A 22,178-nucleotide genomic window follows, 5' to 3' on the forward strand; every position below is an offset into this window, starting at 1 on the left:
TTTACCCTCTTCTAGCAATATGTGTTATTGCTCCTCCTTGCGTTTCCAGATAAGAAGACTAGCCATTCCAAACAAGAGGCCACCCACAAGATTCATTACTGGAGAATCAACTGCTGCTGTCTTCGGTAAGATTGGTTGTGGTTGTTCTGGGACCTTCGGTGTTGGTTTCTTAGGTTTTGGTTTATCTGGGATTGGAGCTGGTGGCAAGTCACCATTCGGTGCCGGTGGAATCACTGGCGTTGGAGGTGTGTATGGACCAGGTGGTGGTGTAGTTGGTGTTGGTGGGAATACCTTCACTTTGTTAGTTTCTTTTGGTTTATGGTTGAAGCTTACTTTTGCAACGTTTGGCACACCATTGTCGACGTACTTGCTAACATCAACGCCATCTTTGAAGCTTGTGTACAAGACAAGACGGAGGGTGCTTCCTTTGAGGGCATCTAGAATAGTTTCATCTGTGATTTCAACAGTTACTAGATTTGTTGCTTCATCATAGGTGACAGTTGCGAAGGCGCTCAAGGCATCACCAGTAATTTCACCACGTTCATTAGAAACTTTGCTTAGATTTTCAACTGCCTTATCAAGTTTCGCTTTCGCTTCTTCTAGGCTCTTGATTTCTTGTTCAAGTTTCTCTTGAGCTTGTTTTTGATCAGCTGATGTTGGAAGTTCACCTGACTTATCAGCGTTTTCTTTCAGAGCTGTCAATTCATCTTGAGCCGCTTTCAAGCTTGCTTCAAGTGTTGTCACAGCTGCTGCTTTTTCTGCTGATTCTGCATCTTCTGCTGCTGCAGTCTTGGCAGCTTCTACTTGTGCTGTCAAGTCAGCGACTTTAGCTTCTGCTGCGGCTACTTGTTCTGCAATTGAACCAGTAGTTGGTTGACCAGCAAGATCTTTCAACTCTTGTTTTGCCTGATCAAGCTTGGCTTGAAGCACTGCTTGGATAGAAGCAAATTGAGCATCTTCAACCTTGAGGGCAATTTTCTTCACTTTCAGAGCCTTATCGATCTCATCTGAGAAGGTCAAGTTGGTCAAGTTCGTCTTGACGTCGCGACCGTATTGATCTTTGACTGGATTGCCGTTCTCATCTTTTGGATCGGTTGGAACTGGAGTAGTGATGTCGAAGCGGAAGAGTTCGCCAGCTGTCTTCAAGCGGTAAACAGAGCTTGGTGCTGAACCATCCTCTGGACCAACAGTTTTTTGTGGACTGTTTGGATCTGGATCGCGCGGTTTTTCAGGATCACGTGGTTTCACCGTTACCGGCTTAGATTCCTTGTTTCCTGATTGACCATTACGGTCCTTGAAGGATACAGTCGCCTTGTTTGGAACAAGTTGTTCTGCATAAGGTGTCAAATCGCTACCTGATTTGAGTTTAGATGGAATGTACAATTGAATTTCTTTGAAGCCTTTGAGGCGAGCAAAGTCTTTCACTGTCACGGTAACAGTGTTACCTTCCACTTTCGTTTCAAGAGCTTCTTTGGCATCGTAACCATCGACGTAAGCCACTGGTGTACCCGCGATTTCCAATACTGGTTCAAGGGTATCTGTTACAGTGAATTCTTTATACTTGTCGATATCTGCAGGCAATTTCGTGTTGACATTGTACATGTAGCCAGCATCGTAGTCTACATCCAAGTGATCCAAAGTACGATTGATCTTCTTAGAAATTTCTGGTTCTGGTACTTTCGGTACAACAACCGGAACGGTGTTAGAATCTTTCTTCAATCCTGGATTATTATTAAGAATGTAAGATGCTGTATTTGGTACTGTGTAGCCACGATCTGTCAGATAAGGAGTAAGATCTGCGTCGGCTTTGACTTTGGCCTTGAAGGTTACTTGTACTTTCTTGCCAGCGCTTGATTTCACTGTTGCTTCTGGGAAGTTAACTGTCAGAGTTTGTCCGTCAGTTGTGACAGTAGCATCAGTTGCTTTACCATCAAGAGTTACGTCTGCAGTTCCTTCAAACTCTAATACAGGATCAAGAGTATCGGTTACCGCGAAGGCTGTCGCATCTTCTGGCATGACTGTGTTGATTGTATATGTAAATACTTCATCACGGTCTCCAAGAAGAGCTTCAGCTGCACCATTGACTTGTTTTTCAATTTCAGGCTGACCTGGGTTTGGAGGTGTTACTGGAACTGTGTTAGAGTCCTTAGTTACACCTGGTTTGTTAGGGAAGTCTACCTTGTAGCTTGCCTTGTTAGGGATCTCTACTTGATTGGTTGTAGCAGAGATATAAGCTCCGAGGTTTGCACCCTTCTTGATCTTAGCTGTGAAGGTCAAGTTAACTGCTTTACCGCCGTTTTCTTTCACTTGATCTTCTGTAAGCGTCAAGGTAATAGTTTGTCCGTCAACCTTGATTTGGTCAGCCTTCAATTCTTTGCCGTTCAAGCTTGCACTTGATTTACCAGCAAATTCAAGAACATCTACCAAGGTATCGTGGACTTCAAAGGCTGTCGCATCTGTTGGAACAGTTGTGTTGACGTGGTAAGTGAAGACCTCATCACGTTTAGCTAGTGTTTCAGCAGGTTTGTCGTTAACATCCTTCTTGATTTCTGGTTCACCTGGTGTTGGTGGGATAACTGGGACTGGTTTAGATTTTTGCTCTGTGCCAGGATCGTTGTTGAAGTTGTACTTAGCCGTATTTGGTACACGGGTTACGCCATCTTCGTTCACATATTCTGACAAGTTTGCGCCATCTTTGATCTTCGCTTTGAAGGTCAATTCAACTGTCTTACCAGCATTGGCTTTCGCTTCTTCTTCAGTCAATTTCACTGTGATCTTTTGACCCTTGAAGCTGATGTGGCTGGCATCCAAGGCTTGGCCGTCAAGAGTTGCGACAGCTTCAGCGTTTTCGCCTGCAAATTCAAGAACTTTTTCAATCGTATCGTATACTGCGAATCCTGTAACATCTTGAGGAACTTGAGTAGTCACTTTGTAAGTGAAGACTTCATCGCGTGCTCCTAAAGTTGCTTGGTCTTCGTTGTTTACTTTCTTCTCGATTGGAGGAAGTTCTGGTGATGGAGGTGTAACTGGGACTTCATTTGAGTCTTTGGTTACGCCTGGTTTGTTAGGGAAGCTTGCTTTGTAGCTTGCCTTGTTTGGAACTTCTGTCTTACCTTCTTTGGTTACGTAAGCAGAAAGGTTGGCACCATCCTTGATCTTAGCTGTGAAGGTCAAGTTTACTGCTTTACCAGCGTTGGATTTGACTTGGTCCTCAGTCAATGTGACTGTAATCTTCTGACCGTCAACCTTGATTTGTTCAGGAGCAAGAGCTTCTTCACCAAGAGTTGCAGTTGCACGTCCAGTACCATCTGCGAATTCAAGTACGTCTACCAAGGTATCGTGTACTTCAAAGGCTGTCGCATCTGCTGGAACTTCTGTGTTGACATGGTAAGTGAACTCTTCGTTACGAGCTTGAAGCGTTTCAGCTGGCTTACCGTTGACATCTTTCTTGATCTCTGGCTCACCTGGTGTTGGAGGTGTTACTGGAACTGTGTTAGAGTCCTTAGTTACACCTGGTTTGTTAGGGAAGTCTACCTTGTAGCTTGCCTTGTTTGGAACTTCCGTCTTACCATCTTTAGTGATGTAAGCTGAGAGATTTGCACCATCCTTAATCTTAGCTGTGAAGCTCAATTTAACAGCTTTACCGCCGTTAGCTTTGACTTGTGCTTCTGTAAGAGAAAGGGTGATGGTTTGACCTTCCACTTTGATTTGTTCTGGAGCGATTGCTTCTCCGTTCAAGCTTGCACTTGAGGCACCAGCGAATTCTAGAACATCTACCAAGGTATCGGTTACTTCAAAGGCTGTTGCGTCTGTCGGTACAGTTGTGTTGACATTGTAAGTGAAGGTATCGTTACGGTTTACAAGGGTTTCAGCTGGTTTTTCGTTGACATCCTTCTTGATCTCTGGTTCTTTCGGAGTTGGAGGAGTAACTGGGACTACATTAGAATCTTTTCTAAAGCCTGGTTTATTAGGGAAGTCCGCAACGTAGCTTGCCTTGTTTGGAACCTCAGTCTTACCATCTTTGACGTAAGCTGAAAGGTTTGCGCCATCCTTGATCTTGGCTGTGAAGCTCAATTTCACCGCTTTACCAGCGTTGGCTTTGACTTGGTCTTCTGTAAGGGTCAAGGTAATGGTTTGGCCGTCAATCTTGATTTGTTCAGCCTTCAATTCTTTGCCGTTCAAGCTTGCACTTGAAGAACCAGCAAATTCGAGAACATCTACCAAGGTATCGGTTACTGCAAAGGCTGTTGCTGCTTGAGGCACTTCTGTCGTTACATTATATGTAAAGACTTCATCGCGTTTGTCAAGAGTCGCAGCTTCTTTGTCGTTAACATCTTTCTTGATTTCTGGCTCATTTGGTGTTGGAGGTGTTACCGGAACTTCGTTGGAGTCTTTGTTCACCTCAGGTTTGTTAGGGAAGCCAGCTGTGTAGCTTGCCTTGTTTGGAACTTCTGTCTTACCATCTTTGATGTAAGCTGAAAGGTCCGCATTTGCTTTAATCTTAGCAGAGAAGGTCAATTTAACAGCTTTACCACCGTTAGCCTTGACTTGGTCTTCTGTAAGGGTCAAGGTAATGGTTTGACCTTCAATCTTGATTTGTTCAGGAGCAAGAGCTTCTTCGCCAAGAGTTGCAGTTGCACGACCTGTACCATCAGCGAACTCAAGAACATCTACTAAGGTATCTTTAACCGCAAAGGCTGTTGCATCTGCTGGTACTTCTGTATTTACATTGTAGGTAAATTCTTCAGTAGCTGTCTTCAATGTTTCAGCTTCTTTTCCGTTGACATCTTTCTTGATGCCTGGCTCACCTGGTGTTGGAGGTGTTACCGGAACTTCGTTAGAGTCCTTATGGTATTTCGGATTGTTATCAATATCATAAGAAGCTTTGTTCGGAATTTCAGTTGTACCTGCAGGGGTGATGTAAGCTGCAAGGTTTGCGCCATCCTTGATCTTAGCCTTGAAGGTTACTTCGATAGACTTGCCAGCATCTGCTTTCACAGAGGCTTCTGCAAAGGCAATCTTGATGGTTTGATCTTTGACTGTCACAGTCGCTTTCTTACCAGCGTCTTTCCCATCAATCTTCACAGTTGCAGATCCATCTTTACCTACAAATTGCAAGACATCTTTCAATTCGTCAGTGATTTCAAAGATCGATGCATTAGCAGGCATTTCTGTTGTAAGAGTATAGGTAAACTCTTCATCACGTTTCGCTAATTCGTAACGTTCTTGACCGTTGACTTTCTTCTTCAACTCAGGTGTTGTGGTTGGAGGAGGAGTTACAGTTACAGGAGTTGATTCTTTCTTAGAATCTGGGTTGTCATTAATGATGAAGCTTGCAGTATTTGGCACTAAAGGCTTATCTCCAGCTGGATTTGGATAAGCAGCTAGAAGGGCATCATATGAGACATTGTCTTTGATCTTAGCCTTGAAGGTAATATGAACAGCTTTACCAGCATATTTCTTCACTTGGTCTTTATCAAAGGTTACAGTGAGTGTTTGACCGTTGGTTTGAACAGTAAGGTCTGTTGCTTTTTGGCCATCCACTTCGATAGTTGCATCTCCATCAAAGGTTAATTCATTAACCAGTTGGTCTGATACTTCAAACTTATCAGCAACTTCAGGAACTTTCGTGTCGACTGTATAAGTAAAGCTTTCGCTAAATTTATTCAAGTCAGCATGTTCTTGATCGTTTACTTTCTTCGTGATTGGTGGAGGAGTAACCGTTACTGGTTTTGTTTCTTTCTCACCTTGCTGATCGTTCTTATTGGTGTAAGTGATTTTAGCTTTGTTTTCAATCGCTTCTGCAGTTGATTCTTTCTTCACTTTCGCCTTAATAACGAGTTCAACTTCTTTATCAGCGTAGTCGCCAGCATTTTCAAAGTCCTTCATCGTAGCCGTTACTGTTTGACCAGTTACTGTTACCGTGAAGAATTTGTTAGCTTCACCAGCGATTGTTGCTTCACCGGCTTGGAGATTTTCATCCAAGGTATCCGTGATCACAAATGATTTGTAAGAAGTGATATCGTTTGGCAATTTAGCCTTGATGTTGTATGTGTAGTCTGTTTCAGCTCCGATTACGGCTGTATCCAGCTTCTCATTGATTTTCTTCTTGACAGTTGGTTCTGATGGAGGAGTAACCGTTACTGGTTTAGTCTCTTTCTCACCACTGTGGTCGTTCTTATCAGTGTAGCTGATTTTAGCTGTATTCGGGATCTTAACACGAGTTACACCATCATTGATCTTAGCAGGAATTTCAAGTTCAACTTCTTGACCTGCAAGATCCGCAGCAGTTGCAAAGTTCTTCATCGTGGCCGTTACTGTTTGACCTTGAACTTCGACGTCGAAGAATGCTGCTGCTGCACCTTTAATGACAGGTTTTGTTTCACCTTCATTGATGACAGACAATTCATTTTCCAAGGTATCTGTGATCACAAATTTCTTGTAATCTTTAATATCTGTTGGAAGTTTTGTCTTGATGTTGTATTTGTATTGTTCTCCTGTTGGGATATCCAAGTGATCAAGGTTTTCATTGATCTTCTTGGTTACAGGTGGAGGAGTAACATGAACTGGAGTTGATTCCACTTCTTTGTCCACATTGCTCTTGTTTGTGTACTCAACTTTGGCTTTGTTGTCGATGACTTTACCTGACACGCCTTGTTTCACTTTGGCAGGGATGATCAACTCAACCGTTGAGTATTTAGCAAGGTCTTTAAACTTGCCTGGTTTCACAGTAGCTGTAACAGTTTGACCGTTCTTTTCTACTGTGAAGAGATCCGCAGCATCTCCCTTAATAGTTGCTTCTCCATCGAATTCCAAATCGTTATCAAGCGTATCGCTGATGACAAATTTCTTATAAGAAGAAACATCTGCTGGGATAGCTGTTGAAATGTTGTAGGTATATGGTTGACCTTCGAAGGTTTGGTAATCTTCTAAGGTTTCATTGATTTTCTTCTCTACCGTTGGTTCTTTTGGTTTCGGTGGAGTAACGGTTACTTCATTAGAAGTTTTCTTGATGTCGTTCAAGGAAACATCTGCCTTATTAGGCACCTTGATGGTTCCGTTCTTCTTGTACTTGCTCAAGTCAGCATTTGGACGGATCTTAGCCTGGAAGACTAAGTCAAGTTTTTTAACTTCATCGCCACCACGACGGTTAATCAAATGTGTCAAACGATCCATATCAGCTTTATCCAAGCTGATTTCAACAGTTTGATCTTTTAGGGTCGTTGCCTTAGTGAGGGCCGCATAAGTTTTTCCATCAATAGTTGCTTTGATGGTGCTTTCTTGAACTTCCAATTCTGGAACGACTGTATCGGTTACAGTGAACTTGTCAGCTGTACCTGGCCATGGAACAGATACCTTGTATTCGAAGAGTTCATCTTCTGTCGCAAGGTCCGCATGTTCTTTTTCGTTTACTTTCTTCTCGATGTCAGTTGACAATGGAGGTTTTACATAAACAGGGTTTGAACGACGGATGGTACTTGGCTTGTCTGCTGTCTTAGCGTGAGGGTCTGGGTTTGGAGAATCATCTTCACCATTCCACATGATATTCCCTTGGTTGACCAAACCAAAGCCGTTGCTGTCTTGAAGAAGAGCTAAGTAATTCTTACTTGCTTGGTCCTTACGGAATTCTTCTTTCAATTTAACCGTAATCTTAAGTTCGGCTTGTTTCAAGACCAAATAGTTGTAGTCTGTCCCGTCGCTTGGCACATCTGCCACGACAATGTTGCGTTCGTTCCCAGCACTGTCTTGACCTTTCACGACACGAGTTGTTAGAGGACCATTAGGACCAGTCGCAGAGTGACCTACCACTTCCAAGCGGTAGTCCAATGGGTCTGTTAACATAACGTTCTTCTTGAATTCATAAGGAACGTTGTTGAAGTTGTAGTTTACTGTATACGTAAATTCTTCAGCTTTATCAGACAAGTTAGCTGCATAAGCTGGTTTTTTAGTCAATTGAAGTGGGTCTTCAATGGTACCTGTATCGTTGCTAAGATCTTGGTCTTCGATCTTCTTGGTCGCACTTGGGTAACAGTATTCAAGTTTTTGAACTTCTACTGTTTCGTTGTGACCCCCAATTGTTTGAGTTTCGAAGTCACCAACCTTAAACTTACCAGTCAACTCAGGAACTTGAACTTGTTCTTTAGTTGGTTGGTAACCCGCTGGAGGATCTTGTTCATCATCTTCGTCCACTTGTTCGGCATGAGCTTCTTTACTCAAGTCGTAGTCGAAGTTGTTCTTACCAGGGTTGAAGACACTTTCTGGAACAGAGATGGTAACCTTGTCACCATTCTGTTCAATCTTACCACGGATTTCCTTGGTAGAATCTTTGACCTCAGAAACAATCTTCTTCCCATTGATTCGAACAGCATCTACCTTGTAGCCTGGAGTGACATCAAATTCACCCTTGATATCTTCCTTGACCAAGGCAGCACCAACAGATTCCAAAACGCGAGCTGAGAATTTGTCGATATTGTCTTGTTCATTAACATAGAAGGAAACGTTTTTGCCATTTACTTCTTTATCTGGAGAAGCCATCCCTTGAAGGGCTTCATGGAAGATTTCCTGAACAGAACGGTTGTCTCCGATATTAAAGTAATTACCGAAACCATTCAAGTAGACATCGTAGTACTGAGCCTTATCATTGTTAAACAGTGCTACGTCTTCCCAGAAACCTACAACTACAGTTCCGTTTGGCCCAACCACTCCTTTAAGAGTGTTCCCAGCATCTTTTACTTCGTTTACACGACCCATGATGTCTTGGGAAGCTTCAGAAAGTTGGTTATAGCTCCATGCTTTTTGAAGTTTTCGATTTCGAGTGCCACTATAGTCAATTCGAACCTTACCATCAGCGTCACGTTTCCCGTTGGCAACACCGTCGGTAATCACAAGGAAGACTGTCTTACGCTCGTTGGCCATGCTACCTTTGTTAGCATTGTATTGCTTGATAGCATCTTCGATGGCAGGAACTGTTGGAGTTCCCCCTGCTACACTGATGTTGTCGATAAAGCTGTGGATAGCGTTTTGATCTGTCGTCAAACCAGAAGATTTGTATTGATAATCGTATTTCGCACCCCAACCACCATATACATCTGGTTTACCTGTAAAGGTATCGTTGTTGTAATAATTGTATCCATCTACACCTTGGAAGCTAGCAACCATGACACGGTCTGATGTATCCGGATCATCAGTCTTGACCAAACGAGGATTGTTCTCATCGTAGTCTTCTTCACTGACAAATGTCGTTAAGGTCTTCAAGGCCTTTTTAACACCTGGAATGGTGTTAGCGAATGATCCACTCGCATCCTGCAAGATGACCAAGTCAATTGGTTTTCTTGGAAGTCGCCAGTGAATTTCTTCTGTCTTTTCAATCTTGCGCGAACATCCGTTTTGTGTGATCTTGGTGTTCTTGTTTCCTTGCGTGGTAACAATGTTCTCTTCCGCTCGGGCATGAGTTACAAGAGCACTTGTTAAGTTTGCAGGCAAAGACATAAACAAGATTGCAAACAACATGAAAATCTTTTTACAAAAATTTTTCATAATCTCCTTGGAGCTTTTCGGAGCTCCGTCCTCCTTTTTTTATTTTTCTCTTCTATAGAAATTAATTGTTTAGTAATGTTTCTAACGCTTCCTCAAACTCCTCTTGGTCTAAGTGATCGACAGCCACTCGGGTGACTTGTTGATCCTTGTCCACGAAGTAGATGCTAGGAATCGTTTGGACTTGCAGAGCATCTGCAGCAGATTGGTCGCGATCGTAATAGTAAGGGAAGGTAAAACCTTTATCCTTTATATACTGATCGGCGGACTCTTTAGTCTCCTTGCCCTTTTCCATCATATTCAGCATCACAAAATCGATCCTCTTCCCATACTTCTCATACATCTGCTGAACAATTGGAAGTTGCCTTTGGCAGTGCGGACACCAACTAGCCCACTCTACAACGAGCATCGGTTTCTCATACTGGTTGGAACTTTTCAGTTCTTGATCCTTCTGATCCGTCATTTTAAATTCTGGTAGTTGTTGACCAACTAGTTCAAGAGCTGTATTCTCTCTACTACTCGCTGTTGTCTTTGCACTATCCGATATACCTGAACTCTTGTTCCGAATAGGACTGTTGTAATACAACAAACCTATTGCTGACACTGCTATGACTCCCACTGCTAGGAAGGGGAGCCACCATCTATCCCTTTTCATAAAATCTCCTTTTTATTCTCGCAAAAAATGTTCTCCAGTATACTCATAGGTACCTTTCTCCTTGGAGTTTCATTTTTTATCTATCTTGTCTTACTTTCTTCGTAATAATTGATATAATTAGTCAAATATATTACATGGATTACAAGACAATTACACTTTTTGATATTCTACCACTATATGGTTATTTTTTCAACAAAAATAAACTATTATGTTTGTTGAATTTTTTAGTTTTTTATATTTTGAAACTTAACATACATTAAATCGTCTGACAATTGTCTGTTTCCATTTCCAAAGCGCTATTTCTTTTCTTTTGTTTAATTGATCAAATAAATATTTGTAATATTTGTAATATTTTTATTATTCCTTTTTCTCGAGAATGTAATTTTTTTATATTTTCCCCTCTTGGGGTTTCAAATCCGTTTTTATAACACTAAATGTTTGTTTATATTTCTATTTTTGTAGCTTTTTAGTCAACAAAAGGCAATTTTTTGAAAAAAATTGTAGGGATTTCTCACTTTTTAACATTCTTGCACTTTCGTCTTTTTTTGTTATCGTTCTGTTATTTGCTTAGAGAAAGGCGTGTTAGTTCCCCTTCTGACAAGGAATTGCCTCAACTGAGTGAGAGTTTGAGATCGTTCTCACCAAGGGACACCCACTAAATAAGGTAATCCCTGTGTTAGAAAAATCTTGTTCAAGTGCATTAGCTAGCCCTACCAATCCTTGCCCTATCGCTTACTTCTACGAGAAACGAAAAAGGCAATCACCAATAGCTTCAACTAAGCCACAAGCGATTGCCTCTATACGTTGTCTCATTTGGACAGTATATTGCCTCATTATGCAGAACAAACTTTACGATTATGCTTCAACTCAAAATCGATATAGCTATCTACACCTTATTATTGTAACACCTTGATTCAAAAGGTCCAAAGGATCCTCTTCAACAATTTGATCATTGTAATAGAGGACGCCATGTTCAAACTTGACTTCACTGACCGGCCGATAGTCTACAATTGAAAAATGTGCATTCTCTTTTTCACGAGGGATCGACTCCAAGATCATTTTATGGGGCGCATCCAAACGCATATAAGCCAAAATTGGACTCAACACATCAGCAGATAAAACTTTTTTCATATCAGAAACCTCTCTTCTAGAACTCTTATATTCTAATGAATTCAACCGCACCCTGCTTCGCTTGCTAAGGCGATCAAGGTTATCCCACACTCTATTTTCTCTTTGGGATCTATGTGCCTAAGCTCGCTCCGCTTGCTAAGGCACATAGAAAAGCCCTCACACAAAAAACTGTGTGAGGGCGTGTTGTCCGCGGTGCCACCTCTTTTATAGGGAAAAATAGCTGGTCTTTCCCTACATCTCTATCTCCTCTCTCAAGGAGTTGCACGATAAGGGGTGCCAACCGAATTCACATGGGTTAGAATTCATTGATCATAACAGTCCAATTTTCATCAGTCGCTATTGCTTGTTCATAATTCCCACAAGCTCCCTGAAAATAGCTGACTCATTACTTTTCTGTTGCTAGCATTATAACCCTTTTTCTTAGAAAGCCAATAAAATTTTTAGTCTTTTTTTATACACTAATTTAATAAAATCAGCTCAAAGAGCCTTAGCGGCACGTCCTTTTTATCCCAAAAAGAGGATACTAAACAAAGCCAAAATTGCAGGACCACCTTGGGTCAAGATAATTTTTTTATTAGAAGTTACAGCCCCATAAGCTGCTGCACCAATAATAAAGAGCAGAAAGATCGTGACAATTTCACTATTTCTAGCTATAAAGAGGCCGTAAAGGAGGAAGACACCAATCAGAGCATTATAAATGCCTTGGTTTTTGAAGAGAGCCGTCACAGATGGACGATGCAATTCTTCCTGATCCATATTAAAGACACGACTAGTCGATGCCGAGTGAGTTGCTAAACTCTCAAGATAAAAAATATAGAAATGCTCAAAAGCAGCAAGGCTTGCTAAAACAATGGTTAAGACAGACATATTATTCTCCTTTTAAAATGTAATTTGCTCAAGGCCAGACACCAACTTTTCGAGTAGGTGACTCAACTGATTCCGCTCTTTTTCAGAAAGAATCTGATCCATCTGGCCTTTTACCTGTAGATGATGTGCTGGAGGATGGACCAACAACCGATCTCTGGCAAGCTCCGTAAGTTCCACCACAATCTCCCGTTGATTTTCTGGATTGCGAGTACGAGTAACATAGCCACTAGCTTCTAAGACTTTGAAGTGGCGGGTTAAGGCTGCAGGGTCAATTGCTAGTTTCTCCTGAAGGGCCGCTTGGCTACAAGGCGCTTCTGCTACTAACAACTGAAGCATCTGATAACGAGTCAGACTAATGCCCAATTGTTTTTCAAATAATTGGGTTGAAGACTGATCAGCTAGCTTCAACTGATAAAGCAAGTCATGCATTTCTGACATTCCTTCTCTCCGATCTTTTTATTGACTTATCAATAATTGATTTATCAAGTATATCATTTAAAAAAAGTCGAAGCAATAAATTTGCTCACCTCAAACGAAATGATTTCCTCCTAAGAAAAGCAAGGTAAAAGACCACCGGATTTGGTGGCCTTTTAGGGAGATTATTATGAAAAAGAAAAGTTTTAGGATTTCATAAACAAAGTTAGGAGGTCTTTGTTTATGGTTTTATTATATCGGATTTATCTTAAAGATTTCTTAAGGAATTATTTCATTTCCAAAACAAATTGTTTACGGATTCTTTTCATAGCGCCTTTCCAGCAACAAAGAAGCCTAGCTTTGTTAAATAAGTTAACTTTTTTCTTCTTCAAAATAGAGGCGAATGTCATCCAAATGACGAATCGCATGATTGACATCCGGCTTGTAATTCAAAAAATTAATACTCCCGATTCCTGCATTGTCTGCCAGATCAACATCCAAGGTTCGATCTCCAATATAATAGGTCTCGCTCCGATCCAGTTGATACTTATCCACTAGATAATCGACTCCTTCTGGGTCTGGTTTTCTCCTAAAGCCATTGTCCGTTGTGACAATCTCTTGAAAATAGGATAAGATCCCTAGATCTTCCAGAATTGGATAAGCATTTTTCCCCTTGTGGGTATAGACAAATTGGGCAATCCCTTCCTCTTTAGCCCAAGCTAGAGTGTCTCTAGCTCCTGGCATCAGATGCACTTGGGCGTTTTTCTCACGCAGGCTAGACGCGCGATAACTATTCATCTCCTCCGCATCCAAACCATGTTCTCTAGCCACTTCTTCAAGAAGTGCCTGGACGGATTGTTGAAGGATAAAAGCATGGACCGCTTCTCGATCAAAGTCCAGAGAGTAATGGGCATAAGTCTCAGCAATCCCATCTAAAATCGCTTCATAAGAATCCAAAAGAGTCCCATCCAAATCCCAAATAAAAGCTCGTGTCATACATTTTATTCCTTCCATGTCCGATGATAGAGTGTTTTTAAGAAAATCCAGCGAAAACCATTATCCAAGAGGGTACCTGCCCAAATACCTGGCAAGCCCCAACCGAGGATAACTCCCATCAGATAACCTGAGCCAATCCGAATCACCCACATGCCGATCGTGGTCGCATAAAAAGGAAGGCGGGCGTTACCCAGACCTTGCCAGACAGCCGTATAGATGACCGTTCCAGCTGTCAGAGGTGTTCCAAGCAAGGAAAACAAAATGACGGATAAGGAAGCGGCAAGAGCTCCTGAATCCTTGGTGTAAAGGGCTGTTAAAGGACTTCCAAATAAGAAAATAGTAAGGGCGAGGGGAAACATGGCGAGAAAGGAGAGCCAGAAACTCCGATTGGTGATTTGCTTGATCCCTTGCCAATCATTCTGTCCCAAACTTTTGGCGACCAACATGACTGTCGCTGTCGCAATCCCAAAAGCCGGCATATAGTTGAACTGGGTCAAGACTTCCCCAATGGCATTCCCAGCTACTGCTCTAGTACCAAAAACAGCGACCATAGCAATGATAACAATATCCCCTGCTCGCATCATGAGGCGTTCACCAGCAGCAGGCAAGGCCAGGGAGAGCAAATCTCGATCCAATCCCCAACGAAAAGAAGCGAAGGGAAGTTGAACCTGACGCCAGAGCAAGTAAGTCCCTAATAGGCGAGAGAGAACCGTTCCTAAGGCAGCCCCAGCGATGCCTAGCCCAAAAACAAATATCAAGATGCTCGATAGCAGAGCATTTAAAACATTGGTCAACAAACTGACATACATAGGTACTCGCGGATTGTGGGCCACACGGACTAGGGCTCCAAAAGTCGTCATCAGCCCCAAAAGCAAAATACTTCCTCCGACAAGAGATAAGTAAATCCCTCCTGCTTCTGCAACGGCTGCTTCAACCCCCAAGAGGGCAATCAATTCCTTGCCAAAGCAGAGGGATAAAGTCCCTAAAACAAGACTTATTAAAACCGTTACTTTGATAGACTCAGTGGCTTGACGAGCTATGGCCTGCCGATTTTTTTGTCCCATACTTTTGGACAAGAGACTCACGACCGCTGCTCCAAGGGCGATAAAAATAGCTTGGTAAATCGTGATGATATTACCTGCAACGGATACACCCGATACGGCTACTAAACCCAACTGAGCGACCAAGTAGCTATCTACCATCCCCATGAGCATTTGGAGAAAATTTTCTCCGATGGCTGGAAGGGCAATCCTTAAAATTTGTCGATCTACTTGTTGTTGACGAGACACACTTTCCTCCTGATGAAAAGAAACTCAGTTAGTTTCCCAACCGAGTTTACTTCCTCTCTTTTAAAGTCCTAGATAAGTTTCTACTGCAGACTGCATCTCTGCTGCTGCAACAGTTGTCTTGTGACGAACTGGAGCTGTTTCAAGACCATCCACTGCTGGTGGCAAGGCAACGCCTGAAATCTCATGCAACTGTGCCAAGGCTTCAAAGTCGCTAAGTCCTAATTTTCCAGTTACAGCTTCTACTGCAACTACTGGGAACTTGTATGGACTAGCAGTTGATGCAATCACGGTCTTGGTCGCATCACCTGTCGCTACTTGGTATTTTTTATATACGGCTGAGGCAACTGCTGTATGAGGATCCTCAATATAAGAATCTGATTCGTAAACACGTTTGATTTCTGCAGCTGTTTCTGCTTCAGTCGCATATTCAGCCGCAAAAAGGTCAAGAATCTCCGCATCAAAATCAGTCAACTCATACTGACCTTGGCTATTCAAAGCATTCATAAGTTCAGCTGTCTTAACCGCATCATTTCCCAAAAGATGGAAAATCAAGCGCTCCAAGTTTGAAGAGACTAAGATATCCATAGATGGGCTGGTAGTTACCTTAAACTCACGCTTCTTGTCATAGACACGAGTTTTAAAGAAGTCTGTCAAGACATTGTTATCATTTGAAGCACAGATCAACTTGCCAACTGGTAGGCCGATTTGTTTAGCATAAAAGGCAGCCAAGATATTACCGAAGTTTCCTGTCGGTACGGTGAAGTTAACCTTGTCACCAGCCTTAATCTCACCAGTTTTAACAAGCTGAGCGTAGGCATAAACATAATAGACAATCTGTGGGACCAAACGACCGATATTCATAGAGTTAGCTGATGAGAACTGAAGCTTGTTAGCTGCCAATTTCTCACGAAGGGCTACATCATTGAACATGTGTTTCACATTGGTCTGGGCATTGTCAAAGTTTCCATCAATAGCGATCACATGGGTATTGTCCCCAGTTTGTGTGGTCATTTGCAACTCTTGTACCTTGCTGACACCGTCCTTTGGATAAAAGACGATAATCTCAGTACCTGGAACATCCGCAAAACCTGCCATAGCAGCTTTTCCAGTATCTCCAGATGTCGCTGTCAAGATGACAATCTTGTTTTCCAAGCCGTGCTTCTTGGCAGCAGTTGTCATAAAGTATGGCAAGATAGACAAGGCCATATCTTTAAAGGCGATGGTTGAACCGTGGAACAATTCCAAGTTGTACTGGCCATCAAGTTTGACAAGAGGGGCAATAGCTGGTGTATCAAACTTGCTGTCATAGGCATTGGTGATACAGTAGTCTAACTCTTCTGCTGTAAAGTCATCCAAGAAGGCTGACAAGACCAGTTTCGCAACTTCTTGGTAAGAAGCGTCTTTTAATATGTCAAAGTCCAAGTCCACCTTTGGATAGCTCACTGGAGTGAACAAGCCACCATCAGTAGCCAAACCTTGCAAAATCGCCTGGCTGGCTGTAACAGTATTTTTCGCATCACGCGTTGATTGATAAACTAATGTCATGTAAATTTCCTCATTCTGTTCCTTCACTGTACGGGCTAGACTGTTCTAGCTTTTGTACAATCTATTCCATTATACCATGAATTCTTCTGAATTTTATCAGTGAGAATGAAATTGTCTGAAAAAGAGCTCCCTTCTTGCAAACTGAAAATCAACGAAAACCTCTCTTCATCGATTTATCTGCCCCCCGACTCTCGCTACTCTCTTTTCACTTGTTCATAGGATTCCTTGCCATCATTGAGCTTGTCCCAGATGACGACTTTTCCTTCTTTGAGGGACTGTTGGACATCGATGATCCGCTGGTTAGAAGAGCCTCGGAACTGCAACATCAGGTTGCGCTTGCTCTTATCATAGCGACCATCCACCAGAATATCAATCAGAGAAAGTAGCTCCAGTTTGTCCGGTGTCTCCAGCATCATTTCTTCCCAGGTGTAACCGGTCCAAGACCAGATATCTTTGTCAGGGAGTTCTCTTTTCACCCGCTTGACCAAGGGCAGCAGGATGCCAGTGTTGAGAAAAGGTTCACCCCCAAGCAGGGTCAAGCCCTGAACATAGGGTTGGGCCAAATCCTCCATGATCTGCTCTTCCAACTCTTTGGTGTAGGGAATTCCTGCATTGAAAGACCAGGTGGCTACATTGTAACAGCCCTCGCAGTGAAACATGCATCCTGCCACATAAATGGAGTTGCGCACGCCTTCGCCATCGACAAAGTTAAAGGCCTTGTAATCGATAATCCGACCTTGACTCAGTTCCTCGCTTTTCCATTCGCCTGGTTTTGGTGTATTCCATGTCATCCTTCTACTCCACCTCTATCCAATAACGCTCCGTTCCATTTCGAACATCCTCCAACTGGCCACCGTTAGCTAAGATAACAGCTCGACTAGCCGGATTGTCAATACTGCAGGTCACCAGAGCAAGATGGATGTTCTTCTCCTTAGCTACTTGAAGACCTTGACGGAGAGCTTCCTTGGCATAGCCCTTGCCCTGTTCAGAGGGACGGATGGAATAACCAATATGCCCACCCTCCTCTAGGAGATAGTCACTCAGACGCAATCGGAGGTTGAGAAAGCCAACCGCTTGACCGTCTCTAGCAAAAGCGACTAACTGAACAGCAGGCACCCAACCATCAGGGATCCCTAGCCCCATTTCCATATCACGGTTGCTTTTCAACCAGTCTTCATAAACAAAAGCTTCAGCATCCCAAAATCCACCGTCATGGGCTGATTGGGTCTCTTCAAACTCTGTCATCATGTCTAATACAGTTTCTTTATCTGCTAGAGTTGGTCTGCGTAATTCCATCTTTACCTCCCCATACGAGAAAAGCGAGAGCGAACTCTCACTTTTATTTTTTCTTAGCTTTCTTTAAAAATTGCTCTCTCAGGCTGGCTACCCGGTCTTTTTTATTGATTCCGCCTGTCGAATGTTTTTCGTGGAATCGTTGTACCTGAGCCTTGCCCTTATCGTCTAATTGGTATTTTCCCATAATCTTCCTTTTCTAATCTTTCACTTGGTGTCCAGCTGATTTGATAGTAGACCCGTTCATGTGTTTAACCCGCGCAGCGATTTCCTTATGGCGGCCATTGACCATGGGGCGAGCTTGAGGATTTCCTAGATAGCCACAGGTCCGTTTGACGACATCCACTGTCTTGGGGTCACTATTGCCACAGTTTGGGCAAGTAAAACCACGTTCGGTTGGCGCGAAGTCCCCTTCGAAATCACACTTGTAGCAACGGTCGATTGGCGTATTGGTTCCGAGATAACCGACCCTGTCATAGGCATAATCCCAAACCGCTTCAAGGGCTTTTGGATTTTGTTGGAGAACTGGGTACTCACAATAGTGGATAAAGCCACCCGTCGCTCCAGCTTCTGGATAGACTTTTTCAAAGTCCAATTTCTCAAACGGGGTTGGGTTCTTGCGGACATCGTAGTGGAAACTATTGGTGTAATATTCCTTGTCTGTGATATCCGGAACCTTCCCAAATTTCTCCGTGTCCAAGCGACAGAAGCGGTCTGTCAAGCTTTCTGACGGTGTCGAATAGATGGAGAAGTGGTAGTCATACTGATCGGACCATTCTTCGACCCGTTTCTTCATATCCTTAATAATCTCGATTGTAAATTGTTTGGCTTCTGGATTTTCTTCCCAATTAGGCCCATAAAAGACCGTCGCCACTTCATACAATCCAATATAGCCGAGTGAAATCGTCGCTCTACGGTTGCGGAAAAGTTGGTCTACCTGGTCGTATTTGCCCAAGCGTTTCCCAAAAGCGCCATATTGATAAAGAATCGGTGCATTAGCTGGGGTTGCTTCCTTGGTCCGCTCTACCCGATAGACCAAAGCATCTTCCGCGATGTTCATCCGCTCATTAAAGATTTCCCAGAACTTTTCCTTGTCTCCGCCAGATTCCAAGGCAATCCGGGGCAAATTAACCGTCACAACTCCCAGATTCATCCGGCCAGAATTGACTTCGACACCATTTTCATCCTTCCACCCTTGAAGGAAAGAACGACAGCCCATGGGTACCTTGAAGGAGCCCGTCAATTCGACAATCTTATCATATGAGAGGACATCCGGATACATGCGTTTGGTTGCACATTCCAAGGCCAACTGTTTGATGTCATAATTGGGACTCCCCGGCTCTAAGTTGAGGCCTCTCTTCAAGGTGAAAATCAACTTCGGAAAAATAGCGGTCCGGTGTTCTGAACCGAGTCCCTTAATTCGAATTTCCAGAATGGCCTTTTGAATTTCCCGTTCGAAACGATTGGTTCCGAGACCGAAGCCTAGCGAGGTGAAGGGAGTTTGTCCATTGGAGGTAAAGAGGGTATTGATCTCGTATTCCAGCGATTGCATGGCATCATAGATATCTTTTTTCGTTTTTTGCCAAGCATAGTCCTCGCGTTTTTCAGGGAGAACCCACTCCTCAGCATCCTTCAAGTGCTTCTTATAATTCTTTTCTGCATAAGGGGCCAAAACTTCATCGATCCGGTCTGCCGAGCAACCACCATACTGGCTAGAGGCCACATTGGCAATAATTTGCGAGATTTGAGCCGTTGCAGTTTGGATGGATTTAGGACTTTCTACTTCTGCATTCCCAATCTTAAAGCCATTCTTTAACATACCTTCAAAATCGATCAAGCAACAGTTAGTCATTGGAGTATAAGGGCTATAATCCAAATCATGGTAGTGGATATCCCCTTTTTGGTGGGCATTGGCCACGTGCTTGGGTAACATTTTGAGACCAATAGATTTTCCGACAATCCCCGCAGTCAGATCACGCTGGGTGTTGAAAACATCGCTGTCCTTATTGGCGTTTTCATTCACCACTGCTTGGTCCTTATTGAGGAGTTTGCCAATGGTAAAGTTAATATCCGTCGCTTTTGAGCGCTCAAAATCCCGCTGAGTCCGATAGGTAATATAGCTCTCTGCAATCGCATATTCATTGGCTTGTAATAACTCGTGCTCAACGACATTTTGAATCTCGTAGATTTTTACGCCACGAGGGAAGCGTTCCAAAATTTCAGCCACGATCCGGTCTGTAACGGTTTCTAATTTCGCTTCCAAGGCTGGAGTGAGGCCTGTCACTTCTTCTGTTGCCTTAACCAAAGCACGGTATATTTTATCGACATCAAACTTGACCTTCCGCCCATCTCTCTTTTCCACAAAGAGTTGGGGGAGACTTTGGATATGCTCTTCTCGTAACGTTATCATACGCTCGCCCACTTTCTTTTTTATACAAATACAATTCACCCCATATTATATCACTCAAAAATAAAAAATCAATATCTTGTGGCAAAAAATGTTATTTCATTTCAAAACCACAAGATATTGATAGTCTATTTATATTGGTACAAGGTGTACTGCGAACCCTTCTGGTTCACTTTTTCATAATTTTTGGTTAGAACTTTCTGCAGAGCAGACGTTACATCTAGGTCCTTATTGACCACAATAAACTTCGGCCTGGCTTGCTTAATCTGATTGATCAGATTGGTTCGATTTTCCCTCGGACTTAGATAGGCCGTCGGAGTTAGGAGGGCTGAAGCCGCTAAGCGACCACTTTCTTGATAGAGATGGGCCGTCTGATCCCAAGCATAGATAGTATCTTTGGAATCGCTATGACTCTTGATATACTGGGCAATGGTGCTTCGTTCACTTGCTAGATTGTTTTGGAGAACCAATTGATTCACAACTGGATAGCCTACTAAATAAGCCATTGCCAAAATCGGTAGGAAGGCTTGACTGGAGAAATAAAGGTCCCAGATTGAATTGTTCTTCATCTTTCGGCGCTGATAAGTGGACTCTTCTCCCGCAAACCAAAGAGCGAACAAGGGGAGACCAAAAGGCAAGAGGCTAAGGAACTGATAGGCCCCTTGCTCTGGTGTCCCAACCACAACAGTGGCAACCAGCAGAAGACCAAACCAACTCATAAACCGAATCACACATTGACCGCTTGTCGATACTTTTCGGAAGGACATGACGAAAGCTGAAGCGAAACCAAGCGTTAACAGCAATAAACAGTAATAAACTAGGTTGGCAAATAGGTGCCCCGCATCAAACTGGAGGGAGCGGAGACTATACAAGGTCTGATGGATTGCATACCCAAAGGAGCCGTTCCACACGGTGATGTAGCCTAAGGGATAGAAAAGAAGAGAGAATCCCAAGAGGGCAGCAAGGAATTGATAGAAGCCGTGGGCAAATTTCTTTTGCTTCACATGATAGGCTGTCAATCCAAGAAAAGCAAGCAGATAAAAAATCACACTCAGCCATGGCACCATCATAAAGGCCAAACAGGCTCCTGCGCCATAGGCGACAAAGGATTCATCTGTTTTCTCACCCTCTAGATAAGCGAGAATGAAATTCATAGAGCCAAATAGGAAGGGCAGGGCATAAAAGACAGCGTAATTGCCGCCAAATCCAAGCACTCCAGCAAGTAGGTAGAAGAGTAGCTGAACTTGTCCTGCAATTTTTTCACTTGCAACCAAGCTTCTGACCATCCGATACAGGCTCGTCCCAGCAAAAAAGTAAGCTAAAATCTGGAAGACCACCAGGAGAACTTGACCTCCTAGCAAACTTCCTAAAGCGCTGATCCCGTAGTAGAGCAAGCCATTGACCCCAAAGAAATGACCATAGGGAACTTGACCTTGAGACATTGCCCAACCGGCATATAAGTCCTGGGTTTGTTGGTTGGTCGCCAGTAAGTTGATAAAAGGAAGGGCTACATGGACCAGCCCAAGTAGGACACTAAGAGCAATTGGTAGTGACAAGGGAACTGGTCGCTTAATGGCATAGCGCCCCAACGACTTTTCATCTTCTTGCTCTTCTAATGTCTCTTCTACATCCTCTTGGTCTTTCGATCTCGCTTCAACCTTTTCTTTGCGACGATGACCAGATTGTGATAGGCGACTTAGAGTTCCGGTCGAAGCTTCTGTTTCCACCGCTTCTCCAGCAACCTGGCTCTCTTCCTGGTTCTGCTCCGATTCCACCGGTTGACTAGCCGTCAAAACTTCTTCTTCCCGGCTAATTGATTGTTCCAATACCTTTCGTAGCTCTTGAGTATCTTGAAAATTGGACCCGACACTCAAGCCAAGTTTATGCGATTCTTTTTCTTTTTCACTCATACCGTGTTTTTTCCTTTACTAGAATTGCAAGTGCTAAAGGGCACATGCATACCCTACTAGTATATCAAAAATGGGCCCAGCTGTCAGCTTTCTCCACAAGGAGAAAGTAGAGGACATGCAAAAAGACCGACACCTTC

Annotated in this window: 12 protein-coding genes and 2 pseudogenes; 1 reads left to right on the forward strand and 13 read right to left on the reverse strand. The window is 43.1% G+C overall.

What is annotated here, in order from left to right:
- Positions 1-24: 24 nt before the first annotated feature.
- The gene (locus ACOXXR_RS09055; RefSeq protein WP_445278456.1) at positions 25-9,510 is read right to left on the reverse strand and encodes an isopeptide-forming domain-containing fimbrial protein; all 9,486 of its coding nucleotides are present in this window, start codon (positions 9,508-9,510) and stop codon (positions 25-27) included.
- A gap of 88 nt (positions 9,511-9,598) precedes the next feature.
- Positions 9,599-10,189: a TlpA family protein disulfide reductase gene (locus ACOXXR_RS09060; protein WP_445278457.1), complete on the reverse strand. Its 591-nt coding sequence runs from the start codon at positions 10,187-10,189 to the stop codon at positions 9,599-9,601.
- Between the two features lie 663 nt (positions 10,190-10,852).
- Here ACOXXR_RS09060 and ACOXXR_RS09065 point away from each other — a divergent pair.
- A pseudogene (locus ACOXXR_RS09065) lies at positions 10,853-11,102 on the forward strand (hypothetical protein); the annotation flags it as partial.
- On the opposite strand, the pseudogene ACOXXR_RS09070 reads toward ACOXXR_RS09065, so the two are convergent.
- From ACOXXR_RS09070 to ACOXXR_RS09120, 11 genes and pseudogenes are all read right to left on the reverse strand, one after another.
- Positions 11,099-11,320: pseudogene (locus ACOXXR_RS09070) on the reverse strand (anthranilate synthase component I); the annotation flags it as partial. The pseudogenes ACOXXR_RS09065 and ACOXXR_RS09070 sit on opposite strands and share 4 nt — an antisense overlap.
- Before the next feature lie 504 nt (positions 11,321-11,824).
- On the reverse strand, positions 11,825-12,187 hold the full coding sequence (locus tag ACOXXR_RS09075) for a DUF1304 domain-containing protein (protein ID WP_445278458.1): 363 nt from the start codon (positions 12,185-12,187) through the stop codon (positions 11,825-11,827).
- Positions 12,188-12,199: 12 nt separating this feature from the next.
- Positions 12,200-12,625: a MarR family winged helix-turn-helix transcriptional regulator gene (locus ACOXXR_RS09080; RefSeq protein WP_061564614.1), complete on the reverse strand. Its 426-nt coding sequence runs from the start codon at positions 12,623-12,625 to the stop codon at positions 12,200-12,202.
- A 348-nt stretch (positions 12,626-12,973) separates the two neighbouring features.
- Entirely contained in the window at positions 12,974-13,597 is a 624-nt protein-coding gene (locus ACOXXR_RS09085) for an HAD-IA family hydrolase (RefSeq protein ID WP_445278459.1), read from the reverse strand.
- Positions 13,598-13,602: 5 nt separating this feature from the next.
- Positions 13,603-14,886: an MATE family efflux transporter gene (locus tag ACOXXR_RS09090; RefSeq protein WP_445278460.1), complete on the reverse strand. Its 1,284-nt coding sequence runs from the start codon at positions 14,884-14,886 to the stop codon at positions 13,603-13,605.
- 60 nt (positions 14,887-14,946) lie between these two features.
- A complete protein-coding gene (thrC, locus tag ACOXXR_RS09095) occupies positions 14,947-16,431 on the reverse strand; it encodes a threonine synthase (protein ID WP_445278461.1) in 1,485 nt (494 codons plus the stop codon).
- Between the two features lie 194 nt (positions 16,432-16,625).
- Positions 16,626-17,222: an anaerobic ribonucleoside-triphosphate reductase activating protein gene (gene nrdG / locus ACOXXR_RS09100; RefSeq protein ID WP_023024974.1), complete on the reverse strand. Its 597-nt coding sequence runs from the start codon at positions 17,220-17,222 to the stop codon at positions 16,626-16,628.
- A 4-nt stretch (positions 17,223-17,226) separates the two neighbouring features.
- On the reverse strand, positions 17,227-17,727 hold the full coding sequence (locus ACOXXR_RS09105; RefSeq protein WP_023024972.1) for a GNAT family N-acetyltransferase: 501 nt from the start codon (positions 17,725-17,727) through the stop codon (positions 17,227-17,229).
- Positions 17,728-17,770: 43 nt separating this feature from the next.
- Entirely contained in the window at positions 17,771-17,911 is a 141-nt protein-coding gene (locus ACOXXR_RS09110) for a hypothetical protein (RefSeq protein ID WP_006595204.1), read from the reverse strand.
- A 12-nt stretch (positions 17,912-17,923) separates the two neighbouring features.
- On the reverse strand, positions 17,924-20,134 hold the full coding sequence (nrdD, locus tag ACOXXR_RS09115) for an anaerobic ribonucleoside-triphosphate reductase (protein WP_445278462.1): 2,211 nt from the start codon (positions 20,132-20,134) through the stop codon (positions 17,924-17,926).
- 125 nt (positions 20,135-20,259) lie between these two features.
- Positions 20,260-22,041, reverse strand: coding sequence for an MFS transporter (locus ACOXXR_RS09120; RefSeq protein WP_154854754.1), 1,782 nt, complete (start codon positions 22,039-22,041; stop codon positions 20,260-20,262).
- Between the last annotated feature and the right edge of the window lie 137 nt (positions 22,042-22,178).

The organism is Streptococcus sp. KHUD_013 (assembly GCF_052588545.1).